This is a genomic window from Corynebacterium sp. FDAARGOS 1242 (assembly GCF_016889985.1).
Taxonomy (GTDB): Bacteria; Actinomycetota; Actinomycetes; order Mycobacteriales; family Mycobacteriaceae; genus Corynebacterium; species Corynebacterium minutissimum_B.
The window spans coordinates 226,089-252,657 of record NZ_CP069568.1 but is presented as its reverse complement, the minus strand read 5'-3'; the positions used below and the strand labels follow the sequence as shown (position 1 = coordinate 252,657).

25 protein-coding genes and 3 tRNA genes are annotated in these 26,569 nt (G+C 61.0%); 13 read left to right on the top strand and 15 right to left on the bottom strand.

What is annotated here, in order from left to right:
• Positions 1 to 48: 48 nt before the first annotated feature.
• On the top strand, positions 49 to 1,929 hold the full coding sequence (locus tag I6J72_RS01225; protein ID WP_204099625.1) for an FAD/NAD(P)-binding protein: 1,881 nt from the start codon (positions 49 to 51) through the stop codon (positions 1,927 to 1,929).
• A 47-nt stretch (positions 1,930 to 1,976) separates the two neighbouring features.
• Here I6J72_RS01225 and I6J72_RS01220 read toward each other — a convergent pair whose 3' ends face one another.
• A complete protein-coding gene (locus tag I6J72_RS01220; protein WP_204099624.1) occupies positions 1,977 to 3,137 on the bottom strand; it encodes a cystathionine gamma-synthase in 1,161 nt (386 codons plus the stop codon).
• Positions 3,138 to 3,317: 180 nt separating this feature from the next.
• Here I6J72_RS01220 and I6J72_RS01215 point away from each other — a divergent pair, with 180 nt between their 5' ends.
• Entirely contained in the window at positions 3,318 to 4,241 is a 924-nt protein-coding gene (locus tag I6J72_RS01215; protein WP_204100393.1) for a mechanosensitive ion channel family protein, read from the top strand.
• Between the two features lie 2 nt (positions 4,242 to 4,243).
• Complete coding sequence (locus I6J72_RS01210; protein WP_070673120.1) at positions 4,244 to 4,633, top strand: globin; 390 nt, start codon at positions 4,244 to 4,246, stop codon at positions 4,631 to 4,633.
• On the opposite strand, the gene ald is transcribed toward I6J72_RS01210, so the two are convergent.
• Entirely contained in the window at positions 4,630 to 5,712 is a 1,083-nt protein-coding gene (gene ald, locus I6J72_RS01205) for an alanine dehydrogenase (protein ID WP_204099623.1), read from the bottom strand. The two genes, I6J72_RS01210 and ald, sit on opposite strands and share 4 nt — an antisense overlap.
• A 127-nt stretch (positions 5,713 to 5,839) precedes the next feature.
• Here ald and chrA point away from each other — a divergent pair, with 127 nt between their 5' ends.
• Positions 5,840 to 7,021, top strand: coding sequence for a chromate efflux transporter (chrA, locus tag I6J72_RS01200; RefSeq protein ID WP_239107429.1), 1,182 nt, complete (start codon positions 5,840 to 5,842; stop codon positions 7,019 to 7,021).
• A 39-nt stretch (positions 7,022 to 7,060) separates the two neighbouring features.
• On the opposite strand, the gene I6J72_RS01195 is transcribed toward chrA, so the two are convergent.
• The 5 genes from I6J72_RS01195 to I6J72_RS01175 all read right to left on the bottom strand — a co-directional run bounded on the left by I6J72_RS01195 (position 7,061) and on the right by I6J72_RS01175 (position 12,871).
• Positions 7,061 to 7,717 carry a hypothetical protein gene (locus I6J72_RS01195; protein ID WP_204099621.1) on the bottom strand — a complete coding sequence of 219 codons (657 nt, stop codon included), beginning with the start codon at positions 7,715 to 7,717 and terminating at the stop codon, positions 7,061 to 7,063.
• A gap of 3 nt (positions 7,718 to 7,720) precedes the next feature.
• The gene (locus I6J72_RS01190; RefSeq protein ID WP_204099620.1) at positions 7,721 to 8,182 is read right to left on the bottom strand and encodes a thioesterase family protein; all 462 of its coding nucleotides are present in this window, start codon (positions 8,180 to 8,182) and stop codon (positions 7,721 to 7,723) included.
• Between the two features lie 67 nt (positions 8,183 to 8,249).
• Positions 8,250 to 9,920 (bottom strand): energy-dependent translational throttle protein EttA, encoded by a 1,671-nt coding sequence (gene ettA, locus I6J72_RS01185; protein WP_070673111.1) that lies wholly within the window; start codon positions 9,918 to 9,920, stop codon positions 8,250 to 8,252.
• A gap of 83 nt (positions 9,921 to 10,003) precedes the next feature.
• Positions 10,004 to 10,603, bottom strand: a complete 600-nt coding sequence (locus I6J72_RS01180) for a single-stranded DNA-binding protein (RefSeq protein ID WP_204099619.1) — start codon at positions 10,601 to 10,603, stop codon at positions 10,004 to 10,006.
• 183 nt (positions 10,604 to 10,786) lie between these two features.
• Complete coding sequence (locus tag I6J72_RS01175; RefSeq protein ID WP_204099618.1) at positions 10,787 to 12,871, bottom strand: cytochrome c oxidase assembly protein; 2,085 nt, start codon at positions 12,869 to 12,871, stop codon at positions 10,787 to 10,789.
• A 76-nt stretch (positions 12,872 to 12,947) separates the two neighbouring features.
• Between I6J72_RS01175 and I6J72_RS01170 the strand changes: the two genes are divergently transcribed.
• From I6J72_RS01170 to I6J72_RS01160, 3 genes are all read left to right on the top strand, one after another.
• Positions 12,948 to 13,874 carry a LysR family transcriptional regulator gene (locus I6J72_RS01170; protein ID WP_204099617.1) on the top strand — a complete coding sequence of 309 codons (927 nt, stop codon included), beginning with the start codon at positions 12,948 to 12,950 and terminating at the stop codon, positions 13,872 to 13,874.
• Between the two features lie 42 nt (positions 13,875 to 13,916).
• Positions 13,917 to 13,990, top strand: a tRNA-Arg gene (locus I6J72_RS01165).
• A gap of 79 nt (positions 13,991 to 14,069) precedes the next feature.
• Positions 14,070 to 14,717, top strand: coding sequence for a hypothetical protein (locus tag I6J72_RS01160; protein ID WP_204099616.1), 648 nt, complete (start codon positions 14,070 to 14,072; stop codon positions 14,715 to 14,717).
• Here I6J72_RS01160 and I6J72_RS01155 read toward each other — a convergent pair whose 3' ends face one another.
• Positions 14,718 to 14,903: a PspC domain-containing protein gene (locus tag I6J72_RS01155; protein WP_204099615.1), complete on the bottom strand. Its 186-nt coding sequence runs from the start codon at positions 14,901 to 14,903 to the stop codon at positions 14,718 to 14,720.
• A 119-nt stretch (positions 14,904 to 15,022) separates the two neighbouring features.
• Between I6J72_RS01155 and cmrA the strand changes: the two genes are divergently transcribed.
• Positions 15,023 to 15,835, top strand: a complete 813-nt coding sequence (cmrA, locus tag I6J72_RS01150; RefSeq protein ID WP_115023321.1) for a mycolate reductase — start codon at positions 15,023 to 15,025, stop codon at positions 15,833 to 15,835.
• 59 nt (positions 15,836 to 15,894) lie between these two features.
• Here cmrA and I6J72_RS01145 read toward each other — a convergent pair whose 3' ends face one another.
• Positions 15,895 to 17,439, bottom strand: a complete 1,545-nt coding sequence (locus I6J72_RS01145) for a sodium:alanine symporter family protein (protein ID WP_204099614.1) — start codon at positions 17,437 to 17,439, stop codon at positions 15,895 to 15,897.
• A gap of 293 nt (positions 17,440 to 17,732) precedes the next feature.
• On the opposite strand from I6J72_RS01145, the gene orn reads away from it, so the two are divergent.
• The 4 genes from orn (at position 17,733) to I6J72_RS01125 (ending at position 20,344) form a co-directional block, all read left to right on the top strand.
• Complete coding sequence (gene orn, locus I6J72_RS01140) at positions 17,733 to 18,365, top strand: oligoribonuclease (protein ID WP_070673096.1); 633 nt, start codon at positions 17,733 to 17,735, stop codon at positions 18,363 to 18,365.
• A gap of 49 nt (positions 18,366 to 18,414) precedes the next feature.
• Positions 18,415 to 18,490, top strand: a tRNA-His gene (locus I6J72_RS01135).
• Between the two features lie 87 nt (positions 18,491 to 18,577).
• Positions 18,578 to 19,678 carry an HNH endonuclease signature motif containing protein gene (locus I6J72_RS01130; RefSeq protein WP_204099613.1) on the top strand — a complete coding sequence of 367 codons (1,101 nt, stop codon included), beginning with the start codon at positions 18,578 to 18,580 and terminating at the stop codon, positions 19,676 to 19,678.
• Between the two features lie 120 nt (positions 19,679 to 19,798).
• Complete coding sequence (locus I6J72_RS01125) at positions 19,799 to 20,344, top strand: DNA-3-methyladenine glycosylase (RefSeq protein WP_115023331.1); 546 nt, start codon at positions 19,799 to 19,801, stop codon at positions 20,342 to 20,344.
• A gap of 26 nt (positions 20,345 to 20,370) precedes the next feature.
• On the opposite strand, the gene I6J72_RS01120 is transcribed toward I6J72_RS01125, so the two are convergent.
• Both I6J72_RS01120 and I6J72_RS01115 read right to left on the bottom strand, forming a co-directional pair.
• Positions 20,371 to 20,877, bottom strand: a complete 507-nt coding sequence (locus I6J72_RS01120; RefSeq protein ID WP_204099612.1) for a hypothetical protein — start codon at positions 20,875 to 20,877, stop codon at positions 20,371 to 20,373.
• 217 nt (positions 20,878 to 21,094) lie between these two features.
• Positions 21,095 to 22,324 (bottom strand): Ig-like domain-containing protein, encoded by a 1,230-nt coding sequence (locus I6J72_RS01115; protein WP_239107427.1) that lies wholly within the window; start codon positions 22,322 to 22,324, stop codon positions 21,095 to 21,097.
• Positions 22,325 to 22,606: 282 nt separating this feature from the next.
• On the opposite strand from I6J72_RS01115, the gene I6J72_RS01110 reads away from it, so the two are divergent.
• Positions 22,607 to 22,679 (top strand) — tRNA-Lys (locus I6J72_RS01110).
• An 81-nt stretch (positions 22,680 to 22,760) separates the two neighbouring features.
• Here the strand turns inward: I6J72_RS01110 and I6J72_RS01105 are convergent.
• From I6J72_RS01105 to I6J72_RS01090, 4 genes are read right to left on the bottom strand one after another with little or no spacing between them, the layout of a single operon-like run.
• Entirely contained in the window at positions 22,761 to 23,261 is a 501-nt protein-coding gene (locus I6J72_RS01105; RefSeq protein ID WP_204099611.1) for a 2'-5' RNA ligase, read from the bottom strand.
• 11 nt (positions 23,262 to 23,272) lie between these two features.
• Positions 23,273 to 24,034, bottom strand: a complete 762-nt coding sequence (locus I6J72_RS01100; RefSeq protein WP_204099610.1) for an ABC transporter ATP-binding protein — start codon at positions 24,032 to 24,034, stop codon at positions 23,273 to 23,275.
• Positions 24,025 to 25,209: an iron ABC transporter permease gene (locus tag I6J72_RS01095; protein ID WP_239107425.1), complete on the bottom strand. Its 1,185-nt coding sequence runs from the start codon at positions 25,207 to 25,209 to the stop codon at positions 24,025 to 24,027. The genes I6J72_RS01100 and I6J72_RS01095 overlap by 10 nt, the downstream gene beginning before the upstream one ends.
• Positions 25,210 to 25,211: 2 nt before the next feature.
• Positions 25,212 to 26,417 carry an ABC transporter substrate-binding protein gene (locus I6J72_RS01090; protein ID WP_239107423.1) on the bottom strand — a complete coding sequence of 402 codons (1,206 nt, stop codon included), beginning with the start codon at positions 26,415 to 26,417 and terminating at the stop codon, positions 25,212 to 25,214.
• Positions 26,418 to 26,569: the final 152 nt, after the last annotated feature.

Genomic DNA, 26,569 nt, shown 5'->3' with positions numbered 1-26,569 from the left:
GTATTATTCCACTAGACAGCACAGTCTAAAAATTGAGGTTTGATTATTATGCCCTCCATCGCCATCGTTGGCGCCGGCCCACGTGGCATTTCGCTGGTTGAGCGCCTCGCCGCCCACCTGCGCGCCGCCCCTCTTGCAGCACCCCTGACGCTGCACATCATCGACGACGCCCCACTGGGCGCCGGCCGTATTTGGGATACCGAGCAAACTCGCACGCTGTGCATGAACACGCTCGCTGGCGCGGTAACCCTCTTCACCGAGCCGGGCTCCACCACCACCGCCCCGGTACTGGAAGGCCCTATTCTCTACGAGTGGATCCAGCTGCTGCGCGGCGAGCGCCCAGACCTTTCCCCCGCCAAACTGGAGCTTTACGACGCCTTCCCACCCCACCGCGACCTCGCCAGCTCCTTCACCGAGGAGCTGGAGCAGACCCGCCCAGAGTCCAACCCTTCCCGCGCGCTTTACGGCGCCTACCTGGAGTGGGTCTATGAGGTGGCACTGGCACAGCTGCCGGAGAACGTTGACGTGGTCCAGCACCGCGCCCGCGCGCTGTCCGTGGAGGACAGCGGTGAGCAGGATGTCATTACACTTTCCGATGACACCACCATCACCGCCGACGCCACCGTCCTGGCCTACGGTTGGCAGGTCCCGGCACTCAACGAATCCGAGCGCGCCCTGGCGGACGCTGCACAGTCGGGCCTGCACTGGGTCCGCCCCGACAACCCCGTCGAGCAGCCAGTGAGCGACGTTCCTGCGGGCGAGAAGGTCCTGGTCCGAGGACTGGGAATGGGCTTCTTCGACGTCATGGCGCTACTCACTATCGACCGCGGTGGTGAGTTTGTGGAGGATCCTTCGACGCGCTCCGGGCTACGCTACGAGCCGAGCGGCGACGAGCCGCACTTCATCGTGAGTTCGGGCCGCGGATACCCGTATATTCCGAAGTCGGAGTACCACGCGTTGCCACCGAAGGCGGCGCTAACCCGCTTCCGCGCCGCGGTGGCCGCTCTCGATCCGAAGGCTGAGCTCGACTTCGGCACGCAGCTTTTACCGCATATCCTGCGCGATGCCTACGCCGAGTACTACGAGAACCAGGCGCGCGTGGCCCCTGAGGCGCTTAAGCGCCCGCTCGAGGACATCCTGGCAACTATCGACGCCACCGCGGTTGATGCCGCGGACTTGCGCAGCATGGCGAACCAGCTCACCGCAGCGCTCGAGGGTTTCTCGAGCCAGCCACTGGACCTGGCACACTGGGCTCACCCGCTAGCCGATTTCGAAGGCGGTGACCTTACTGAATACATCGCCGAGGGCCTGGCCCGCGATATCCGCGAGGCAGTCGCTGCTGCCGATTCTCCGCTGAAGTCCGCGCTGTGGGCCATCTCCGCCGCGCGCAAGCCCGCCTCCATAGCTGGTTCCGAGGGCCGCATGACGTGGGAGTCCCGGACCAGTACCTACAAGGAATTCATGGCCTTCGGCCAGATGGTGGGCTCTGGCCCGCCGCTATTTCGCACGCGCCAACTGCTCGCGCTTGTCGACGCCGGCCTCGCCACCTTCCTCGGTGAGCGGCCCCAGCTCGAGGTGGGCGAGAAGTTCACGCTGCGCACCGCGCATGGCAAAGCCTCCTCTGCCTGGCTTATCGACGCCTGGATGCACTCCCCCGACGTCCGCCGCGCCGCCGACCCTCTCGCGGTCTCGCTCAACGGCCGCGTGCGTGCCTTCGTTGACCACGGCCAGGCTACCGGCTCGCCGGAAACAACCTGGAACCGTCGCGTCGTGAACCCCGGCGGTGGTGAGGACCCCCGCCTGCACATCATCGGCATTCCCACCTACGCGCAGTGGCCGGATACCACCATCTCCCCCATGCCGGGCACGGACCCGCTCATGCTGCAGGAGACCGACCGCACTGCTGGTTCCCTCCTCAACACCTTCTAGCTAACACGTGGCCCTGACTCCTCGGGGCCTCTTTCCCCCCACGGGTTTTAGTTCAGGGCGTCGAGGGCCTGCTCGAGGTCAGCCAGTAGGTCATCGATGGACTCAATGCCCACCGAGATGCGCACCAGATCCGCCGGCGGGACGAGCTCGGAGCCCTCGGCGGAAATGTGCGTCATGTTCTGCGGGTGCTCAATGAGGGACTCCACCCCACCGAGGGACTCGGCGAGTGAGATGAGCTTGGTATTGAGGCAGACCTGGCGGGCATGTTCCTCGCTGTGGAAGCGCACTGACATCATGCCTCCGAAGCCGCGCATCTGCTTCTTCGCCAGCTCGTGCCCCGGGTGGGACGGCAGGCCCGGGTACAGAACCTGCTTGACCTCGGGGCGGGTCTCGAGGAATTCGGCCACGGCCTGCGCGTTAGCGCAGTGGCGGTCCATGCGGACCTCGAGGGTCTTAATGCCGCGGGCGGTGAGGTAGGCGTCGAAAGGCGAGGAGACCGCGCCGACATTGCCCTGGAAGTAGAGCAAGCCCTCATCCATTTCCGCCGAGTTGGTAACAACTGCACCGCCGAGCACATCCGAGTGGCCGCCCAGGTACTTGGTGGTGGAATGCAGCACGTGGTCTGCGCCCAGATCTAGGGGGTTCTGCAGGTAAGGCGTGGCGAAGGTGTTATCGACGACGATCTGGGCGTTACTGCTCTCCTTGACCACGCGGGCAACCTCGGCGATGTCCGTAACGGTGGTGGCCGGGTTGGTGGGAGTTTCGAGCCAGATGAGCTTCGTGTTCTCCTGGATAGCCGCCTTGACCGCCGCAATATCCGCGGTGTTGACGATGCTCAGCTCCACGCCCCACTCGCCGTAGTCGTGGTGGAGCAGGCGATACATGCCGCCATAGGCATCGTTCCCCAAAATCACGTGGTCACCCGGGCGCACGATGATGCGGATAAGGGTATCGACGGCCGCCATGCCCGTGGCAAAGCAGCGCGCGTACGACGCGTTTTCAAGTGCCGCGAGGGTCTTTTCTAGGGAGTGGACCGTGGGGTTAGCCACGCGGCCATACTCGTAGCCGCCGCGCAGCTGCGCGAGACCATCCTGTTGGAAGGTCGTGGAAGCATAAATCGGCACGTTGATGGATCCCATATACGGATCCGGCTGGTAACCGGCATGGATGGAACGCGAAGAAAAGCCAAGAGTGCGGTTGTCAGTCATGGCACATCAGTCTAGACCAAGCTGTTCAGTAGCGAGAGTGACAGCCTTTTAATATTCACTCATTGTGCCTACTATCGGTAGGCGTCCCTCACGAGCAAACGAAAGGCCACCGTGATCACTTTTACTACCGCCGAAGACACCGCCGTCGATAGCGTCACCCAGTGGTGGCAGAGCGAGCACATGCGCTCGTGGCTCGTCGATAAGCCCATCGGCATCGGGCTCATCCTGATCGTCGCCATCGTGGGCAATTGGCTACTACGCCGCCTCATCACCAAGCTGGCTGATAACAGCATCAAAAAGGGCAAGCTGAGCTCACCTCTCTCCCCGCGCAAGACTCACGTGGAAACCGACAAAGCCCTCGCCTCCACCAACGAAGCCCGCCGAGTGTCCCGAATCCAGACCCTGGCGGGCGTCGGACGTTCGGCGGTAACTATCTTCGTCTGGGTCTGGGCCGTGCTCGCCATCCTGGACAAACTTGGCGTCAACGTCGCCCCGCTCGTGGCTTCAGCAGGTGTTGTCGGTGTTGCCCTCGGTTTCGGCGCCCAAGCGCTGGTGAAGGACTTCCTCTCCGGCATTTTCATGCTCATGGAGGACCAATACGGCATCGGCGACACCATCGACCTTGGCAACGGTGTCTTCGGAGATGTGGAATCCATCTCCCTGCGCATTACGACCGTCCGCGATATCGATGGCGCATTGTGGTACGTCCGCAATGGCGAAATTCTGCAGGTAGCCAACCATTCCGACCGCTACTCGGTGGCCCGAATCCAGGTTCCGGTTGCGCTCAGCAACGATCCGGACAAGGCCTACTCCGTCATCAACGCCGCGGCTGCCGACGCCTCCCACGACCCCGCCATCCGTGACATCATCTTGGCCGCACCTACCGTCAACGGCATGTCTGGCCTCGAGGTAGACCACATGTCCTACCGCGTGTCCGTTAAAACCCTGCCCGGCAAACAGTGGGACGTCCAGCGCGCTCTTCAGTCCAGAATTCTCAGCGCTATGCATGCAGAAGGTATTTCCACCCCCTACCCGCGTGGGATGGCCATCTTCGACATGGAAGAATCAGGTCAAGGACAAGGCCTGACGCGAAAGGAAGACTAGGCATGCAACCGAACAGTGTGTACGAGGCCATCGGTGGGATGGAGACCTTTGAGAAGCTCGTCGGCGGCTTCTACGCCCAAGTGCGCACTGACGACGTCATCGGCCCCATGTATCCCGACCAGGATTGGGACGGCGCAGAACAGCGCCTGCTGTGGTTCCTCGTGCAGTATTGGGGCGGCCCGCAGCTCTTCTCCGAGAACCGCGGGCACCCGCGCCTGCGCATGAGGCACGCCCCCTACCCCATCGACATGGCTGCCCATGATCGCTGGTTGGAGCTCATGGGAAACTCCCTAGCAAAGATCGATGAGGACACCATCCCGCCGGCCTACCGCACCATGATCTGGGATCACATGGAGCGGGTAGCGGCGATGCTCATCAATACCGCGCCTTAAAGGTTGAAGGCGTCCTTCACCGGCTGGGAGACCAACTCTCCACCGCGGGTCATCAGGCCACCAGCCAGGCCCGGGAAACGCTCAACTGCGGCATCATAGCCGCCTGCGGCAAGCGCACGCGTGTACGGCAAGGTGGCCGAACCCAGCGCGCGGGTAGAGGTGTTGGCCACGGCACCCGGCATATTGGCCACGCAGTAGAAGAGGGTGTCGTGAACCTTGAAAGTCGGGTCGTCGTGCGAGGTCTTGTAGGAGTTCTCGAAGCAGCCGCCTTGGTCAATGGCAACGTCGACAAGCACGGCGCCTTCCTTCATGCGCTTGACCACATCTTCCTTCACCAGCTTCGGCGCTGCGGCGCCCGGCACGAGAACCGCGCCGACGACGAGGTCAGCCTGGAGAAGTTCTGCCTCCAGCGCTGCCGGGTCAGACACGATAGTGCGCACGCCGCCCTGGTACTGCTCGTCGAAGCGCTGCAGCACGTGCGGGTCGAGGTCCAGCACAGTAACCTCTGCACGCAGGCCGTGGGCCATGGCCACCGCCGATGCGCCAACCTGGCCACCGCCGATGACTACCACGCGCGCCGGCTGGGTACCCGGCACACCGGAAGCCAACACGCCGCGGCCGCCCTGCGTGGACAGCAGGTGGTGTACGCCTTCAATAACGGCAAGGCGGCCAGCGACCTGGGACATCGGGGTTAGCAGCGGCAGGGTGCCACGGCCATCGGTGACAGTCTCATAAGCAACGGCGGTGGTGCCGGCCTTCATGAGAGCCTCCGTGAGGGGGCGGTCAGCTGCCAGGTGGAGGTAGGTGAAGAGCAAAAGGTCATCGCGCAGGAAGCCGTACTCTGACTCGAGCGGCTCCTTGACCTTGACCACCATGTCCGCGGCCCAGGCTTCCTCGGCGGTCGCAACGATGGTAGCGCCGGCCCCCGTGTAGAGCTCGTCCGAGAACGAGGCACCTGCGCCGGCATTGGTCTCAATGAGGACCTCGTGGCCGTCCTGCACCAGCGTCTGCACGGCGCTGGGGGTAAGGCCTACTCGGTTCTCGTTGTTCATGATTTCTTTGGGGGCTGCAATGCGCATGGTGACAGGCTCCTTTGGGAACAGAAAATGTTTGTGCCTTGCCTAGCTTAGTCCACAACGCTGCAGCTTGGGGGCCGATTTGCGTTCTGAATCGCGCTCTGCCCCTTCAGGGGCTAGGATGCCGGAAATGAGCAATCTAACCGGTAGTGTGCGTGAGGTTCGCCGTTCGTTTCTCCCGTTGGGATGGACCGCTTTCGGGGGGCCTGCGGCCCATCTGGGTTATTTCCGGGCCGAGTTTGTCCACCGCCGGGGGTGGCTGGGGGATGCCGCTTATGCCGATCTGGTTGCCATGTCGCAATTTTTGCCGGGCCCGGCCAGCTCCAAGGTAGGCATGGCGCTGGGCTACGCACGCGCGGGGCTTGCGGGTATGGCGTATTCGTGGTTCCTGTTTACGTTCCCGTCGGCGCTCATCCTCACCGTGTTTGGCCTGGCGGTTCCGGGCAGCGAGGTGAGCTGGCTCGACGGATTATTAGCCGGTCTTCTCGCTGCGGCGGCCGGCGTGGTGGTGCATGCCATTGTGGGCATGGCAAAAAAGCTCTTGACGACGCCCACCACCTGGGCTCTCGCCCTCATCAGTTCTGCCCTACTCCTGGTGGCCGGATCGGCATGGCAATTAGCCGTGCTCGCTGCGGCGGGTCTGCTGGGGGCAACGGTTCTGCGCCGATTCTTGCCGACGTCCGAGGCACCCGACACCGCTACCGGCCTCCGCCCGGTACCCGCCGGACTAGCCTGGGGCTGCCTTGGCGCGTTTTTCCTCCTGCTCGGTGGTTTGGCGGCTGCAGCACAGTTCACCGATTCCTACTTCATCACCCGCGCCAACGCTTTTTACCAGTCTGGCGCGCTGGTCTTTGGCGGCGGGCACGTGGTGCTGCCGCTCTTGGAGGACCAGTTCGTGGGGGCCGGCTGGCTGAGTCAGCAGGAATTTTTAGCCGGCTATTCGGTAGCGCAGGGAGTGCCGGGACCGCTGTTTACCTTTGCGTCGTATCTCGGTGCGGTTGATGGTGGCATCGCGGGCGCCGTCTTGGGCACGGTGCTGATCTTTCTGCCCGGTGCGTTTCTCACGCTATCGGCGCTGTATTTTTGGGCGCGGTGGAATCACCTGGCGTGGCTGCGCGGCGCGTTCTCCGCGATTAGTGCGGCCGTCATCGGCCTGCTCGTGGCGGCCCTGTGGGATCCCATCATTACCCACGGTATTACCAGCTGGGCTTCTGGAGTGATTGCGGTCGCTGCCGGTGCAGCCTTGTTCTTCAAGGCTCCGCCGTGGTCCGTCGCGGTGGGCGCGGCCCTGGCTGGCGCGGTACTGCTCTAGCGCGTGGTGGCAGAGCGCGTGTTGGCTCTGCCACCACGCTTAGAAGAGGGACAGGCGCGTCGAGTGATAGACGCTGCCAAAGGGGGCATCCACACGCACCCAACGGCCTTTTCCAGCCACTCGCAGGTGGCGAGGCACATTCATGGGGGCAGCAAACCCTGGGATGAGCCCCAAGTTGGTGCAGGCGAAAATCATCCGCATGGGGATTTCCACCTTGTCATCCCCGTTTTCCACCGTGATGACGGTTTGATTAAGCAGACTGCTCGGCGGGCCCATCGGACCAGAGAATTGGCGAGCTAGCTGCTGGCCCTGATCCGCGAGCTCTCGTACGACGGTCACGGGAAGCGAATCGATCTCCGCAAAACCGTCCTGCGGCGGCAGCGCACCGGGCCACGAGGGGTCGCGGGCGGGGCCGAGTTGAAGCTCCACGGGCTCGCCGAGGAGGTCGGGGTCGGGGGAGGTCTCGAGGGCGTCGAGAAGCGACTGCGCCGAGACCACCGCACCGTCGCGCCCAACCGTGCCTTCGACGCGGCGGGAGGCCAAGACCTCAAAAGGCGTGGTGACAAACACCTCGGCGGAGGCATCGTCGTGCTGGCGCAGGCGCACCGACGCCGAGGCGTCGAGGCCAATCGCGCGCGTAAGCAGGGCGCGAAGCCCTACCCCACCGCTACGTACTTCGAGCGTTTCACCGACCATGGACTAGGCGTTATCGTCCAGCTCAACGACAGCATGCTCGAGGATGATGCTGCGCTCCTCCTCGCTTACCTCGCGCGGCATCTGTGTCTCTGGGTCGATGGTGACCTGGACGCAGTCGATGATGCAGGCGACCTGGCCCTGGGAGTCCTTGATCTTCTGACGCGTGGTAAAGGACGTGCGGCCAAGGCGCACCACCGTGGTTTCCACCGTCACCGTGCCGTGGCGGCCATCCCACTTGATAGGGCGCACATAATCGGCCTCAATGTGGCGGACGAAGGCCACCATGTTAACGCCACGCGAGTAGAAGTTGTGCATGGCAAACGCCAAGCGCGCTTCCTGCGCCAGCTCGATAAAGTTGGCGTTCATCATGTGGCCATACATGTCGAAGTCCGACCACCGCACGCCAACGGTCAACTCGTGGACGTTATCTGTGGTGCCCTCCGACACGACATTCTGAGCGGACATTCCAGGTTCCTTCCTGAGGTTTAGGTAGGCGCTAGTCTGCGCCTACCGACTGGGCAAGGGGTTCAACCTAGCGGCTGAGTTTGCGGTGCGTCACGCGGGACGGGCGAGCTGCCTCTTCGCCGAGGCGCTCGACCTTGTTCTTCTCGTAATCACCGAAGTTACCCTCGAACCAGAACCACTGGCCCTCAGCAACGTTGCCCTCCCACGCCAGGATGTGGGTACAGGTGCGGTCCAGGAACCAGCGGTCGTGGGAAATGACCACCGCACAGCCCGGGAACTTCTCCAGAGCGTTCTCAAGCGAGCCAAGGGTTTCGACGTCCAGGTCGTTGGTCGGCTCATCGAGGAGGATCAGGTTGCCGCCTTCCTTGAGCGTCAGCGCCAGGTTCAGGCGGTTGCGCTCACCACCGGACAGAACCTTGGACGGCTTCTGCTGGTCCGGGCCCTTAAAGCCGAAGGCCGACAGGTACGCACGCGAGGGCATCTCGTTCTGGCCAACGTGGATGTAGTCCAGTCCGCCGGAGACGACCTCCCACACGGTGGCCTCGGGGTCGATGTTCTCACGGCCCTGGTCCACGTAGGACAGCTTGACGGTCTCACCGACGGTAACAGTTCCGGAATCCGGCTGCTCCAGGCCCACGATGGTCTTGAACAGGGTGGACTTACCCACACCGTTCGGGCCAATGACACCGACGATGCCGTTGCGCGGCAGGGTGAAGGACAGGTCCTTGATGAGGACACGGCCATCAAAGCCCTTGGTCAGGTTCTCAACCTCCACGACCTTGTTACCCAGACGCGGCGGGGTCGGAATCTGAATCTCTTCGAAGTCGAGCTTCTTGTACTGCTCGGCCTCGGCCGCCATCTCCTCGTAGCGCTGGAGACGGGCCTTGTTCTTAGCCTGGCGAGCCTTGGCACCGGAGCGAACCCAAGCGAGCTCGTCCTTCAGGCGCTTCTGCAGCTTCTTGTCCTTGGCGCCGGCCACCTCGAGGCGCTCGGCCTTCTTCTCCAGGTAGGTGGAGTAGTTGCCCTCGTAGGGGTAAAGCTTGCCGCGGTCAACCTCACAGATCCAGCCCGCGACGTGGTCGAGGAAGTAGCGGTCGTGGGTCACAGCCAGGACAGCGCCTGGGTAGGACTCGAGGTGCTTCTCCAGCCACTGGACGGACTCGGCGTCAAGGTGGTTCGTGGGCTCGTCGAGAAGCAGCAGGTCCGGCTCACTGAGTAGCAGCTTGGCCAGTGCCACGCGGCGACGCTCACCACCGGAGAGGTTGGTCACTGGGTCATCAGACGGCGGGCAGCGCAGGGCTTCCATGGCCTGCTCAATCTTGGAGTCAACCTCCCAAGCATCGGCGTGGTCCAGCTCCTCCTGCAGCTTGCCCATTTCCTCCATGAGCTCGTCGGAGTAGTTGGTAGCCATTTCCTCGGCGATCTGCTCGAAGCGCTGCTTCTTTTCAAAAATCTCGCCGAGGCCTTCCTCAACGTTCTCGCGGACCGTCTTCTCCTCGTTGAGCGGCGGCTCCTGGAGGAGGATGCCCACGGTCTTGCCCGGATCGATGAAGGCCTCACCGTTGGAGGGCTGGTCAAGGCCGGCCATGATCTTCAGGATCGAGGACTTACCTGCACCGTTGGGGCCCACGACGCCAATCTTGGCGCCCGGGTAAAAGGCCATAGTGACATTGTCCAAAATGACTTTGTCACCGATGGCCTTGCGCACGTTTTTCATCGTGTAGATGAACTCGCCCATGTTTCACCCTTTGCTTCTGTCAGGAATGGTAAATAACAGTACAAAGACTACATCACATGGGCGCTGACGGTGCCCCGGCCTGGTTAGACCATGACCTCCTCCGGCTCCGGAATCTCTTCCACGGAGCTCTGCGCCTGCTGGCGGTCAGCGGCCGTGTCCTGCGGGGTATCTTCGGTGGCCCGTAGCGCCTCGGGCATGGGGTCCGTCTGTTCCGACGAGGATGCCGTGCTTTCCGACGCCGTATGGTCCACGTCCGGCACCGGCGGGTTCTCTCCCAACCACAACTGCTCCGCACCTTCTTCGCCGTAGGGGGTGCCGATCTTTATAGACGTAATAATGAAACGGTTAAGGTCCAAGCCCACATGGCCGGCCTTAATGTACGTCCTGGAACGATTGCCACCCTGCGGGTCCTTCCATTGGTCGGTGACGATCGAGCCCATGACAAAGACAGGCATACCTTTCCGGAGTGATTTCTTGACGTTGATGGCACACTGGCCCCAGACTTCGGCATCGATAAAGTTGAGGTCGAGCTCGCGCCAGATGGTCTTGCCCTCCTCGGTGGTCTCAGGAACGCTGCGGGAGGAGGCGATGCGGAAACGGGTTTTGTACATCGTCTCGCTGATTTTGGTCAGGTGTGGATCGCTTGTCAGGCGTCCGGTCAGTGAAATGGGATATTGCGACATTGCGGGATCCTTTACGTGGTTCGTGATGGTGTGTGTAAGGAGGCGTTGAAGGCCTCCCTTGATTCGCATCATTGCCACGTCCCACAGCGCCGGCAATACCCTCGCCGAAAACCTGTGGATAACTTGTTGTAAACGTCAACAATGTAGGGTTTTAGGCCCCAAAACTCACAGGCCGCTACACCATTAGTGCGGGCGGAAACCCGCGTCATCCCCTTCGCTCATCTGCTTGAGCATGGCATTGTAGCTCTCCAGGTCAGCATCGCCATCGACGTCGGCCTTCGCATCATATCGGCGGGCCTGGGCACGGTCCTCACGGAGCCAGTCGATAAACAGCTTGCCAAACACCACCACCAGCGGGAACTGGCCGAAGCCCCATGAAATACCGCCACCGGTGCGCTGATCCTTGACAAGGTCCGGGTCCCACGGCAGGTTCAACGACTCATAAAACTCCAAGCCCAAGATGGACTGCATCTGCATGAGGTAGACACCGGCAAAAAGGTGCAGCGGCATTGAGAAGAAAAGGATGGCCAGACGAATCCTCGTCGGCGCGCGCCACGGCAGCGGATCAGGGCCGATAACCTCCCAGTAGTAGATGTAGCCGGAAATCAGAAAGACCCAGTTCATGATGACGTGCCCGGCATGTTCTGAGATGGCAACCTCATAGAAGCTCGGGAAAAGGTAGAGCACGTAGAGAAACGTCAGGAACTGCAGAACATTGACCGCTGGGTGCGTGAGAAAACGCAGGGTACGGGACTTGGTGAGGGCTACAGCGGCGTCGTGAAGCGTTGGCTTGCCAGGCGCCCCCGGCTCAAAAGCCTCCATCATGAGCGTCACCGGTGCGCCCAGGACGAGGCACAATGGGATGGCCATGGAAAGGATCATGTGCACGAGCATGTGCATGGAATACAGCGCAGGCATGTACAGGCCAATGCCGTTGCTCAGGATGAGCGTCATCCCCAGCGAACCCAACAGGAACCAGGCGGTCCGCTCGGCCGACCACGTGAGGCCGCGGCGCTTGAGACGCCACAGCGCATACAGGTAAAAGCCCGCGAGGACGAGACCCAGTGAGCCAAACATGAGGTCAAAGCGGAACATGGTCCACACGTTGGAGAAAGTGGGGGCGTCGAAAAGCTCATAGCCCACCAGAATCTGCATGGCATTCAAATTCGGGTCACGTGGAGGCGGTGGCGGGGTGCGGCCCATGGAAATGGCCACGCCCACGGTGGCGGCCATGATGGCGACCTCCACGATGGACACCCGAATGAACAGGCGCGGGGAACTCTTAAGCTGCGGAATGGTGATGCTGCGATGCACGTAACCGACCGCCGCAAGCACCACGGTGAGCACAGCTTTGCTCAACACCAGCAGGCCGTAGCGCGTAGAGAAAAGATCGCTCAGCTCAACGCGAATGAAGGCATTGACCACTCCTGTCGCGGCAAGAGCCACGATGGAAAACAGCGCCACAGAGGAGTAGCGGCGCACTGCCACATCCATGTCGGGACCGAGGCGGCGGCCGTGGGCAATAAGTCCCATGAGCCCACCGACCCACAACATAATGAAGAAGAGGTGGAGAAGCAGTGAATTCGTGCCATAGTCGTGGTCACCGCCGGCCGCGGAGTGGCCTTCCAACCCGAGCGGAACAGTAAGGAGCAACGACAGGAAGAACACGCCTACCTGCCCCGCCCATGTGCGGGCAAGGAAGCCGACGAGGGACACAAGAGCGGCAAGACCAGCGGTAAGCAGCCAGACTTGCGACGCCGCAATCTGCCCCACCGCCATGCCCATCAACTCCGGGTTGAGCACCTGGGCAATGGGCGTGCCTGTCAGGTCCGACATCACGAGGGGAACCTCAAGCAAGGACACCCCAGCGGTGCCGACGGCAGCCCAGGCGCCGGTGCGGGCGGCAATGTGGCCGTCAACGGTAAGGCCGGCCCGAATGAGCTGATCATTGTCCTTATCTGGCACGGCCGGGTAGATGAAGAAAGCACTGGCCATGAACGAGCCAATAGATAGCGCCATGAGCATCCACGCGGCTGCACGGAAGAAGGGAAGGCCGAAGGTGGTGATGCGGCCTGGGTCAGGGATGCCCAGCGCCGCGAGCGAGTCCGCGAGAAAAAACAGCGAGATAATTCCGCCGACAAGACCCGCAAAAACGACAAAAGAAAGATTGAGAAAGCGGGAAGATTGGGCCCGTGGACCTGATTGTGCGACCGCCGTCACAGGCGCGTGTTGGCCTTGTGAGCTGGAGTTATCTTTCTCTTCGTGCATAGTGGGCAGTGTACCGCCCCCTCTTCTCTCTTACCTAAAAGGCAGCAAAGTCTCAGCAATAGGGTAGTCTGCACTCATGGACTCTCGTCAGCTTCACCATTTTCGCACCATCGTGGACCACGGCTCGTTCACGCAGGCTGCGGAGACGCTGCGGCTTACACAGCCGTCATTAAGTCTGACCGTTCGCAGGCTTGAGGAGGACCTCAACGTCAAATTACTTTCCCGTGGGCGCAGTGGTGTTAAGACTACGGAGGCTGGTGAGTTCCTCTACGGAGTCGCTACCTCGATCGACACGCTACTGACCACAGCCACCACGCGGCTAGCGGAAATTGCAGCGGGAAACGCAGGTTCAGTGACCTTGTGCTCAGCGCCTGAGTTTAACTGGTTGTTTATGCCCACAGTATTGCGGCGTATGCGCGAGCGCGCGCCACAAGTAAACGTATCCTTAAGTGACGTTGAGCCCTCCGAGACACTCAAGCGCGTGCTGGAGGGTACCGCAGAGATTGGCATCATCCCCAGCACCAATCCACAACGCTTCCAGCACATTTACGGCGAGCAGCTGACGATTAACCGCGCGGCGGATATGGAATTCCTCGTAGCTCTCCCCCAGCGCTTGTCCCACCTGCCGGACCCGGTGCGCTTGTCTGCACTAACGGCAGAAACGTGGCTGCTGCCGCAGCGTTGGACGGAGCTGAGCGGGCTGCCGGAGCTGCTAGACCACCTGTGGTCCACTGCCCCTGAGTGCAAGCCTGCCACCGTGCAAGAGGTCTCGACTCTGCAGACGGGCCTGCCGCTCGTGGCGGGCGACTACGGCATCAGCCTCATGCCCCACACCGCCCAGGCTTTGGGCCAGCGGGGAGTGCACTTCCGGCGCATCGAGGAGCACCTGCCGTCGATGCAGGCCCTGCTCATCCACCGCGCAGACCGGGCGCTGACCCCGGCGGCGCAGACGCTTCTCGACGTCCTCCTGGACACCTCCTCCGAGCTTCCTCCAACGAGCTAGGTTTCCGGCTCAGTGACGTGCTGCGTTATGATGTCTCGGTACGCCTCCATAGCTCAGCGGATTAGAGCAGTGGGTTTCTACCCCATGTGTCGCGGGTTCGAGTCCTGCTGGGGGCACGCAGGTCAGAGCCACTTTTTGCCGCTTTAATGGGCGGTTAGAAGTGGCTCTTTCTCGCTCTCATTTATGCTGAGAAGTATGGATATCACTCTCGCCACGTTTGACCATGCCCCAGACACTGCGCTGAGGGGGAAGCGCTTTCGGAATGCATGGGCGCCGTCGGAAAGCTATGCCCAGTCGCGCCGAGGAGTACTCACCGGCCAATATCCGCAACGCGGCGCAACTACACGCATCACGGAGGTCTTCGAGGAAGCGGGCTATGAGATTCGGCAGGACACCGACGAGGTTTCTGCCGCGCAGAACGTGTTCCGGCTCCTCGAACAACCGGATCCCGCCGCGGTGGCATCACTCGACGGCATCGTGGCGGTAAGTTCGCTCCAGGCAAGCGAGGATGGCACCGCGCCGATGTCGCTGTTGTGGCCTGGTGTAGCGGAGGACGGCGAGAGCATTGAGCTAGTATCCCCGTTGGACCTTGCGCCGACGCTGGCGGCCATCGCTGGCCTTGACGTGCGTCCGAACGCCGCACTGTCCTTTGACGGACTCAACCTCGTGCCCTTGCTGCGCTACGGTGCGGCGGGGCATGCGGCGCTGTTCTTCGATAACGGTGTCCGCATGATGGACGCCACGCTTATCGACGGCACCGCTACTCCGCCCTCCGCCCTCCCGCGATTGCAGGAGGAGTGGGGGCTGTGGAAGAGCTTTATGGACATGGGGCCGCTTCAGTAATTACTGGACGGGGATGACGACCCACAGAATGAGGTAGAGCAGGACCCCGGAGAAGCCCAAGAGCGTGGCTACAACGAAGAGCACGCGCACCAGAGTCGGGTCAAGGTCGTAGGTTTCTGCGATGCCACCGCAGACGCCTCCGATCATCGTGTCGGTAGTGGAACGAGTTAGACGCTTGTTATTCATGATGTCTCCTTTCAACTTCCATTATTCAGAACGAGTGCGGGAAAGGCATCGGGAAAAACCCTGATTTTCCTCTACTCTGGGTGGAAACCTTGACCCCAGAGAAAGGACGCCGTTTCACCATGGCTCATTCACCCGGACTGCCTGCCCCTACCCGCACGTCCTATGCCCTGCTTACTGGCGCTAGCCAAGGCATCGGTGCCGCAATGGCCAAGGATTTAGCGGCACGCGGCTACAACGTCATTCTTGTTGCCCGCCGCAAGGATGTCTTGGAGTCCATCGCTGCGGAGCTGCGTTCCCGCCACGAGGTCGACGCCATCGCACTGGCCGCCGACCTCTCCGAGGCTGCCGACGTCTCCCGGGTCATCGACTTCATGTCGGGCAAGGAAATCTCCATCATCGTCAACTCGGCGGGCATCGCCAGCTTTGGCAAGTTCATGGACCAAGACTGGGACTACGAGACGCGCCAATTCGACCTCAACGCAAAGGCCGTGCACCGGTTGACCCGCGCAGCACTTGATCAGATGCTGCCACGACGAAACGGCGCTATCTGCAACGTTGGTTCGGCTGCCGGCAACGTCTCCATTCCCAACAACGCCACCTATGTGTTCACCAAAGCCGGCGTCAATGCTTTCACGGAGGCGCTGCACTACGAGCTGAAGGGCACGGGCGTTAGTTGCACGCTGCTCGCCCCTGGGCCGGTTCGCGACGCCGTCATTCCGGAGGAAGAGCAATCCATCGTGGACAAGGTGGTACCAGACTTCCTGTGGACCACATACGAGTCTTGCTCTGAGGAGACTCTCGAGGCTATGGCCCGCAACCAGCGCCGAGTGGTTCCCGGGCCGCTGTCGAAGGCCATGAATGCACTGGGCAAGATCGTCCCTACTCCGATTGCCGCGCCGCTCATCGGCAGCTTCTATTCCAAGATGGCCTAAAACACACCAGAGGCGCCCCCCTCTCTTGCCGAGAGTAGGGCGCCGTAGTGCGTGCGGGGTTACTTACCCTGCAACGGGGCGTCCTGTGCAATGGCCTTCTGCGCGGCCTCCTCGCGAGCGAGCTTGCGCTCTACCCAGAACTCGGCGTTCTTGATTCCGAGCGCCTCGGGGTCGAACTGCGGGTCCTTGCCGGCCTTCTTCTGCGCGCTGTAGTCCTTGAGGCACTTGAGTGCCGGGATTTGCAGGAAGAGAATCGCGATGATGTTAAGCCAGGCAGTTGCGCCCACACCGATATCACCTAGAGCCCAGGCAGCACCCGGAGTAGAAGTAGCGCCGATAACCACGGAACCAACGAGCAGCACGCGCAGTACCCACACCAGCGTCCGACGGGCGACCTTGTTCTTGATCCAACGGTTGAAGTAGGTGAGGTTAACTTCCGCCATGTAGTAGTAAGCCAGCACCGTGGTGAAGGCGAAGAACGCAATAGCAATGGCAATGAAGGTTGGACCGAAACCAGAGAGCAGAGTGTCGAGGCCGTGCTGAACATAGCCCGGGCCGACTGCAATATCGTCCGGAATCGCACCGGCGTAGCGCACCGGACCGTCCTCGGATTCGTTCTCAAAGACCTTGTACATGTCAGTGGAGATGATGATGAACGCGGTAGCGGAACACACGAAGAGGGTATCGATGTACACCGCGAAGGCCTGAACGAAGCCCTGCTTCGCCGGGTGGGACACTTCGGCAGCAGCTGCGGACTGCGGGCCCGTACCCTGGCCGGCCTCGTTGGAGTAAATACCGCGCTTCACACCCCACATGATGGCAGAGCCTAAAAGGCCGGAGAAAGCTTGCTCTGCACCGAAGGCGGACTTGAAGATCATGCCGAAGACCTCGGGGATCTGGCTGAAGTTCACAAAGAGAATGATGATGGCGAAGAGGATGTAGGCACCAGCCATGAACGGAACAACGAGGGAAGCGAAGTTGGCGATGCGCTTGACGCCACCCACGATGATGATGGCGAGCACGCCTGCGAGGACGACGGCGGACCAACCAACGCTAATACCCCATGCATTATCGACGGCCGCGGCTACACCGTTGGCCTGAATAGCCGGCAGGAAGTAGCTGGTGGCCAGAATCATGGCGACGGCGAACACGCAGCCGTAGACCAACATGAAAGGGCCTGCCTTGGTGTGCTTGTAGGCCTTCTCGATGTAGTAGGCCGGGCCACCGCGGTACTCGCCAGTGTCCTGGTCCTTCTCCTTGTAGACCTGCGCCAACGTACATTCAACGAAGGACGTCGCAGAGCCCAGCAGCGCCACAGCCCACATCCAGAACACCGCACCTGGGCCACCGAAGGCGATAGCGGTGGCAACACCGGAGATGTTGCCCACGCCCACACGGCCGGCCAGGGAGATCATGAGGGACTGGAAGGAGGAAACTCCGGATTCAGAGCTTTCGCCGTCCTTGAGCTGCTTGATCATGTCGGGGATGCAACGGATTTGGAGAAACTTGGTCACCACGGTGAAGTAGATGCCTGCGCCAAGGCACAGGAAAACCAACACGGGCGACCAAATTACTGTGTTGAGTGTGTCGATAAAGCCTGACATCGGAGGAAACCGTCCTTCGGGATTTGTGAGTGCCGTCACTTTTCGGGCTGGATTCATCATGGCCCATCACCTAAGGCCTTCGTGAGTAGAATCATGAAAAAAGTTCGGCCCCTCTGCCGTATCCACTCACCTCCACACAGCAAACCCCCAGCTCACATCGATTTAGGCGAACTACCCCACCTCTTTGAGAAAACCTAAACATGCGGCCACTAGTCACCCCCTTAGGCACCCCCGATAGCGCCCTGAGCCCTGCCAAGAAGGCCGCTACAAGGGAGGAAACTAAGGTGGGAGCCATGAGTGAAATCCCTACCAAGAATGACCGCCTTGTCTGGATTGACTTGGAGATGACCGGACTCGACCCCAAGCGCCACGTCATCGTGGAGGTCGCTGCCGTAGTTACCGACGCCGAGCTCACCATCCTGGACGAAGGCCTCGACCTCGTAGTCCACGCCACCGAGGACGAGTTGGACCAGATGGATAACTTCGTCGCCACGATGCACGCCAAGTCTGGGCTCGACAAGGAGATTCGCGAATCCACCGTGACGATTGAAGAGGCAGAGGAAGCGGTACTGAGGCTCGTCGAGAAGCACTGCGACCCCAACCACCCCGCTCCGCTGGCCGGAAATTCCATCGCCACCGACCGCATGTTCATCCGCACCTACATGCCGCGCTTGGATAAAGCCCTGCACTACCGCATGATTGACGTCTCGACGATTAAGGAGCTTGCGCGGCGCTGGCACCCGCGGGCCTATTTCAACCAGCCCGATAAGGGCATGGCGCATCGAGCCTTGCAGGACATCATCGAGTCCATCCGCGAACTCGACTTTTACCGCCGCAGCGTGTTCCGCACCGATGAAGGCCCTACGAGCGAGGAAGCGGAGCAACTGAAGGCTGACACGACCACGGATTACCAGGCGTTTTTGTAAAATCACCGGCGTGGGTTAACCTGTATCTCGTTGCTTTCAGGCAACGATGGTGGCTGTAGTTCAGCTGGTAGAGCACCAGGTTGTGATCCTGGGTGTCGCGGGTTCGAGCCCCGTCAGCCACCCCAAAGTCGCCCACACCGCACGATGAAACTCGTGCGGTGTTTGCGTTTTCCGGTTGCGGGGTTGGTGAACCTGTTTTAGTCTCTGTGGCCATGGGGGTATTAGAAACCTACTTCCACTACCGCAACTCGGGGATCGCGCTAGTGGAACAAGCAACCAGCTCGCCCGATGAGCTTCGCGCGCTCGGCGCCGACACCAGTGACGCTACTGAGCTTGCCCACCTTCACCGCACCTACTTCGGGCACACCCGCTTCACCGGCAAACAACGCAAAGCACGTGCCGCCGCGATGGCACAACAACATAGCCTTAGCATTCTCACCCTGATCGAGTCCTACACCGCACGCGTGAAAAAAGACCTCGATGCCTGGAACCTCCGCATCAAACTCGCCGGCACACCCGCCCACAAAATCCGAAAAGTAGCCACCACACGCCTTAAAGAACTAAGGTCCAAGCGCCAAGCCAAACCTGGAGTCAGGTTCACCTACCGAGCCACAGGCCCCAACTCCATGACCATTACCGATGACGCACAAGTCATCGCCGATATCCGCGGCACCCTCGAATCCGTCAACAAACACAACCTCCTCGACGCCGCACGCACCGTCATCCTCGACGGCGAAGCCGGCACCACACCCACCATCCACGCCCAAGTCGTTGTCACCCTCGACGAATTTGACCAGATTATCAACGGCGACGGCGACGAGATAGAACTGCTCCTCACCAACGGCGCGCGCATGACCGGGGCAGAATTCCTATCGCATAAATTCGCCTCCACCGGCTACGCCACCATCATCCACCCCGTGGAAGGGCCCATTAACTCCTACCGCACACAACGCAGCGCCAGCTGGAAACAACGCCTCACCTTATGCGCTGAAACCCAAACCTGCTCTAGGCCCGGCTGCAACAAACCAGCTGACTACTGCGAAGTCCACCACCTCATCCCCTGGCAGGCAGGAGGTTTTACCAACCTTAAAAACCTCACCTTCCTCTGCGCCTACCACAACGGCATTAACGACGATGACCCCAAACGCCCCACAGGCAGGGGCTACATGTTCCGACTCAACACCGGGGTGAGCTACATCCCGCCCTGGGGTGCACCGATAACCGCCACACCCGAATACCAAGAAGCCACAACCAGACTCGCTTCTGAGAAAGCAGCGGGGCAACCACCCGACCCACCACCAAGCGCAAGCTAAAACCACCACCAGGTACTGGCTAAACCCGCCGCGAGCACACACGCGCACCCCACGCCACAACCCGCCAGCCACACCACGGCCAGCGGGCACCTTGGTGATCCCACACGTTAGACTGCAGCAATGATTGATTTCACCGCCTCCGCCGATGTTGTCGCTCCCCAACTGCTAGGTGCGGTGTTAACCCACAACGGGGTCTCCATACGCATCACTGAGGTCGAGGCCTACCTTGGTTCTTACGATGAGGCCTCCCATACTTTTAATGGCCGCACCCCACGCAACGCAGCGATGTTTGGCCCACCAGGCCGCCTCTACGTTTATATGTCCTACGGCATACATCGCAACGGCAACATTGTCTGTGCACCGGAAGGCCGCGGCGAGGGCTGCCTGCTGCGCAGCGGGGAGGTCATTAAGGGGACAGACCTCGCTTACGAGCGACGCGGAAACACCGATTTTCACAATTTGGCCCGTGGTCCCGGAAACCTAGGGAAAGCCCTCGGTTTCACCCTCGACGACAACGGGACCATCATCAACTTGAACGAACGCACCGAGGAACCCGAGTGGGTATGTGGACCGCGCATCGGGATTTCCAAAAATACAGAGGCAGCCCTGCGCTTCTGGATCCCCTTCGACAAAACTGTATCCCGGCGTCGCGGCATGCCCGCGTAAGGTATCCAGACACCAGCGCTTGGCCGCTAGCTATCAGCCAACCCCGGCCCTACAGGAACTTGGTCAATAATCGCCGCTAACTCCGACGATGCCTGCTTCATGTCTTCAACGTCTTCTGCATCGCCTTTGGAGTGCCGGAACATATAATTCAGTACGCCCACGTTTCCCACGCTGGTAGCACAGAAGAATTGCCGAAGATCCGCCGCTGGGTTCTTCGCACAGGCAAAATAGCGGCCCCCAGCTTCAAAGTCTAGTTCCTCAAAGGGAAGTACTTCTTGGCCATGTTCTTCCTGCTGGCGCTGGTAATCTTTTGCAGCGAATGTACGCAGCTCTTGCGCTGCACGTTGAGGATTCTCAGGGCACACATCGTAGATGTCCCCTTCCTCGTAATAGAAGCTATCGACTGAGAACTGATAAAGATCGGCTTGATAAAAGCGGCTCCAACCGCGATCCGCAACGGCGTCGTACGCGGGGTCATGCTGAAGCCCGGCAAATTCCTCCGGCATCGCCTCCAGAAACGTTTGCAGGCTCACCTCAGTACTGCATGCTGCAGAATCACCCGTTTCGCCCGTTGGCGACACTGTACTGTCGCGTCCCCCTTCAGCTTGCTGCGCATCCTCTGTCGTACACGCCGCAAACAAAAAGACACCATCACCAAAGGAAGGACAACGAATTTCGGCCTAGACATGTGATCACCCATACGACGTCGAAAGGATTATGGTGCAACCCTAACCTCTGCATCGAGGTGAGCTATTGATTCGCGGTAGCGTTCCCCGCAGACCAGGTGGCCCAATCCATGTTCCAGTCCCCCAAACCATCAAGCGGGCTGAGCACCCCGCCGCCAGTGTTGGAGACCCTGACCACGTCACCGCGTTTGACGGTGTTCTGGAACCACTGGGCGTCCTCGGTCGTGACATTGATACAGCCATGAGACTGGTTGTAGCTACCCAGCGCCCCCACCGCCCACGGAGCAGCATGAATGTAGATACCGGAGTAGGACATCTGCGTTGCCCATTTGACGTCGGTCTTGTATCCGCCGGCATCGAGTGCCAGTCCGAAGGTGGTGGAATCCATGGTCAGCTCCGGATACTGGTCACCGATGACATACACGCCGTTCGGGGTATCCCACTTTCCATCCGCGCCCATGGAAATCGGAATCCGGCGCAAAACCTCACCGTTTTTGAATACCGACATCATCTTGGAGTTGTTGTCCACCAACGTGATGACGCGGTCACCGATAGTGAAGTTCGTTGAGGCGTCCTCACCGCCATAGACGCCGCCGCCGAGGTTTCGGCCGTAGAGGTCGACGTCGACAGTCACGCTCGTTCCCGGCTCCCAATACTGCGCCGGGCGCCAGCGCACTTCCTGGTTGTTAACCCAGTAGAAAGCGCCCTCCACCGACGGCTCAGTCTTGACCGTGATGGCCTCCTCAGCTGCTCTGCGGTCGGTGACATAATTGCCAAAACGCACGCCAATAACCTGCCCTACGCCCACTTCAGACTCTGGGAGGGGACTCAAGGCAACTTCAGAAACGGCCGCCGCCTGTGGCGTGGTGAAGGTAATGGCTTTATGGTTGCCGTCCTTGTCTTTCGCATCGATGGTGTAGGTGCGGTTATAACCCAGCACCTCGGTGTTCTTCCACGTTTTCGAATCCGAGGAAAGCTCATCTTCCACCACCTTGCCAGACTCGTTGGTCATGGTGACCTCTTTGAGCCCCGCAGTGGAGGTAACTTCAATCGGTTTAGAAGGGTCAACATCTTCTGCCCCATCCTTGAGCGAGAACTTGAGCTGCTTCGCCTTTGCGGCTGCCGACGCCGACGCTTCCGCCGCCGCGCTCTCCTGCGCCTCTTCGGCCGACATCTTCGCTGCTTCTTCCCCAGACTCTGGAGAACCAATAGTACAGGCAGCCATCAGGGACGCGGCCGCCACGAGACCCGTGAGAAAACCTGTGGGACGTGCCTTAGGGAATAGAGAACGCACACAAACCCCTAGATAGATGAGACGCTGATAAAGACAATGCACCCAGCCTAGTCCGCACAACCGCCGTCAAACTAGATGACCCCGCCGCCTTTAACCGTTTCGTTATCGATCCGCGGATTATGGAAGGAAGCGCCGCCAGGTATGCGTTGAGCAATGGCGTTCTAACACACTCAAAACCGCTGACAACCTGGCGATTTTACCTTTTTCAAGCCAGGGTGTTAAAGTTACATCTCGTTGCACGGCAGGCGCTGAGGAAATCAGGAGCCCGCTAAGACAACGACTGCGCCATTAGCTCAATTGGCAGAGCAACTGACTCTTAATCAGTGGGTTCGGGGTTCAAGTCCCTGATGGCGCACAGTACATCCCCTTCATCAACTCAGTTGGTGGAGGGGATTTCGCATTCCCCGGTAGCAAAAGAGGGAGCTTGTGCTTGCCCTTAAAACACCTCGAGTTGCTCCAGCTTGGGCCGCCACCAGGCGGCGGTCGTCGCGAGGAATTTCTTGTGCTCCGGCCCAGATATCTCATTGAGGGCCCGCAGGTACTCGGGCACCATGGCGCGCGGCAGACGCAGCCCCATGGTCAGATGGGGTGTCCAGCGTGGACCGCGTCCATCCGGGTTTGCGGCACTGACTTGGCGCGCGGCGGTCTCCAACTCATCGGTGGTTTCCAGCATCCATGCCACCGTCTGTTTGCTCTTGGTGCCGAAAACAACGGTCCCTACGCGGCGAAACACCGCAGGCAGGAGAGGCGGAAGCACGTCGCGGGCCACATCCACGACAGCCGTATCCATCGTTGGCGCAAAGGTCACCGTGATGTGCGGGCGCTGGCGCTGGAGGGGAAAGCCCCGCTCCGCTAGCGCGGAAAAGACCTCCCGCACAGACTCTTCGTCCTCCGGATTGAGGTACAACAGGAGGTTCTCAGGCGAATTGCGACTCACGCCGCCTAAGTCTAACTAACCGCCTGCAGCGCCACCACGGGATGTCCGCGGTGCTCGACGATATCTGCCTCCACGCAATACACCTCGCGCAGAAGCTCAGTGCTCAACACATCTGACGGGATCCCGTGCGCATGTACCTGCCCGTCCTTCATCACAACGAGCTGGTCGCACATCCGGGCTGCCAGGTTGATGTCGTGGATCGCCACGAGTGCGAGGCTGCCTTCCTCCCTCGCCTTCGCCGACACATGGCCCAGTACGAAGAGTTGGCGGTGGAGGTCGAGGGCGGAGGTGGGTTCGTCGAGAAGCATGAGGCCTGGGTGCCCCACGAGCATCTGCGCCACGGCGACGAGCTGGCGCTGGCCTCCTGAGAGCTCATTGAGGTAGCGCTGCGCAATCGCATCGAGTCCCAGGGAGTGCAGCACTTCGGCAGTGCGAGTGATGGGGTCCTCGTATAGTTCCCGGCGGGCCGCAATAAGAACGGCCTCAAAGGCCGACAACGCCGCGCTGTTCGGCAGGTCCTGTGGGACGTATCCGATGAGCTGACGGCGCCGCTTCCCGCGCGGAGCCTCGCCATCAACACGGAAATCCACCGTGCCGCCGCGAGCGCGGTGAACGCCGGCCAGCGTCGTGATGGTCGTCGTCTTGCCGGACGCATTCGGCCCCAGTAACCCCACCACCTGCCCGCCGCGCAGCGTCGGAAGGCTTAATCCATCCACCACCATGTGTGAGCCGTACCCGGCTGACAAGTCAGAAACGGTGAGTTCTACGTCCACAGTGCCCTCCTCCGGGTCATGACGATGGCGATGAACAACGGCGCCCCCAAGAGCGAGGTGACGATGCCGATGGGGATGGCCACGCCGGGCTTGATGACGAGACTAAGCGCGTGGGCGGCGCACATGACCGCCGCACCTGCAGCCATGGAGGCCGGCATGAAGTAACGCTGGTCCTCACCCACCAGCATGCGCGCGATGTGCGGGCCAACCAGGCCGATAAAGCCAATGATGCCGGCGAAGGCCACGGTGGTGGCCGCGACGAGCGAGACCACGATAAGCACGATGATGCGCAGGCGGGAGGTGTTGATGCCGAGGGCGGTGGCGCGGGCGTCGCCAAGCCGCAGTGCCGTGAGCCTCCACGAGAGTGCACCCAAGATGGGCAACGCCACCGCCAGCACACCTGCCAGAACGGCGTTGGCCTGCCACGTGGCACGAGTCAACGAGCCCATGGACCAGAAGACGATTTGCTGGAGGGCCTCGCTGGAGGAGCGGTACTGAATGAGCGCCAACATGGCTTGGAAGAAGAAGACGAGGCCGATGCCAAGCAGCACCATTGTCTCCGACTTCGCGCCGCGAAGAACGGCGGCGACAACGATGATCGCCGTGGCGATGGCCGCGGACAGCCACGCGATAAGCGCGAGGTTGAACTGCGGCTGGGCCAGCAGCTGCCAGCGCAGCACGATGGCGCTGGCCCCGCCGAAGGCCGCGGCGGCGGAGATGCCGAGGGTAAAAGGCTCGGCGAGGGGGTTATCCAAGATGGTCTGCATGTGCGCGCCCGCCACCGACAAACTGGCGCCGATGAGCAGGGCCATGACTGCCATCGGTAGGCGCAGGTGCCAGAGGACCGTCCGCGTTTGCTTGTCGACACCTCCCGGGTCCACCAGACCCCGCAGCACCTCACCCGGAGTGAGGTCGATAGCACCAACGATGACGCTAAGTAGGAAAGCAGCGAGGGCTACGGCGGCAAGAGCGAGGACGATGGCGATGCGGCGGCGTGTCACACGGGCGTGCTCCCGCGCGAGTGCCGCGGCGGCCGCCGCTGGGTTCGGCGCAAGGCTCGACGCAGCGTTCGGCGCTGGGTCTGACGCTGGGTCTGACACTGTGTTCGGCTCGGTGTCGGCGCTCGTGGTGCGCTGGGCGCTGCCCGAGCGCGCAGTAGATGCGGTAATACTCATGATTAGTTGGTGCTGAAGAAGGTTCCGTCGCCAGAGACAGGCGAGTATTTCTCTTGGGCGTCGGCCCATTCCTGCTGCACGTCGATGTCAGCGTAGTCCTCCGGGTGGAGCCAGGCAGCGATCTGGAGAAGTGCTAGGTAGTTGAAGGGCGAGTTGTAGAACTGGTGCCACAAGCCGTGGAGTTGGTGCTCCTTCACGGCCGTGAGATCAGGAAAGCCGGGTTGGACGTCGGCAAGCATGGCGGCGCTGTCGTGCGCGTCCTTCTCGCTGATGCCGTACCCTGCAGCCGCGAAGCCGGTGTGGCCCGTGGAGCTATCAACCTTGGCGGACCAGTCGCCGCCGGTGGCGATGATCATGTCAGGGTCAGCGTCGATGACCTTTTCGGGGGTAAGGGCGCCGGACTCGCCATCGATGAGGCCATCAGCCACGTTCTTACCGCCGGCAACGTTGACTAGCTGGGAGATGTTGGAGTCATTCCAGGAGCCACAGCAGTCCGACACACCTGCCGCGCGCCACACGAAGGTGGATGGTTTGTCTTTCACCTTCGCCGCGCGTTCTTTCACTAGGTCAACGTTCTTCTGCCAGTCCGCGATGAATTCCTCGGCGCGATCCTCGTGGCCAAAGATATCGGCGAAGATTTCCATGGTGGGGACGGTGTTCTCCAGCGGCTTGGCGCGGAAGTCGGTGACGGCGTAGGTGAGTCCAGCCTGGTCCAGTTTGTCGGTAAGTCCTGCGGTTTGGGAGGCCTCGTATTGGTCTTTGGAGAGAACAATAAGGTCTGGGTCGAGCTTGATGAGTTCCTCCACGGTGACATCACCCTTGGTAAAGCCTCCGATTTCGGGCAGCTCATTCACCTTGGGGACGGTCTTTTCCAACTCGCGATAGTAGTCGGGCACGTTCTGCTTGAGATCTGAACCGATGGCTACGACCTTGTCGAGGGGGTCGTCAGCATTAAGGACGCCGGTGGCGAATACTGCGCGCCCCTCGCCCAGGATGACGCGCTCTGGCTCCTGGTCCAGCTCCACGTGGCGGCCGGCTAGGTCCGTGAAACTCACGGCAGCGGTGCCGTCTGCAGATGCAGACTGCGTAGCGTTTTCAGCCGTTGTTCCGGCGGCACAGCCTGCCACGGTACTGGCAAATGCTGCCACAAGGGCGAAGGCGCCAACTCGTCGCCGTGCTGTCAGGTGCTGTGTGGGGCGTAGAACCACTGTGCTTCCTCGTTCTTTCATGTTCGCGTGCAGTATCGCACTCCAATAAGGACGAGTTCATAGTACACATTCAGCTTAGGCTACCCAAAGCCCCGATAGGGTAGCCTTTGCTTCTCTTGGAGAAGGCGGGGTAAAAAGAAACCCTGCCTTGG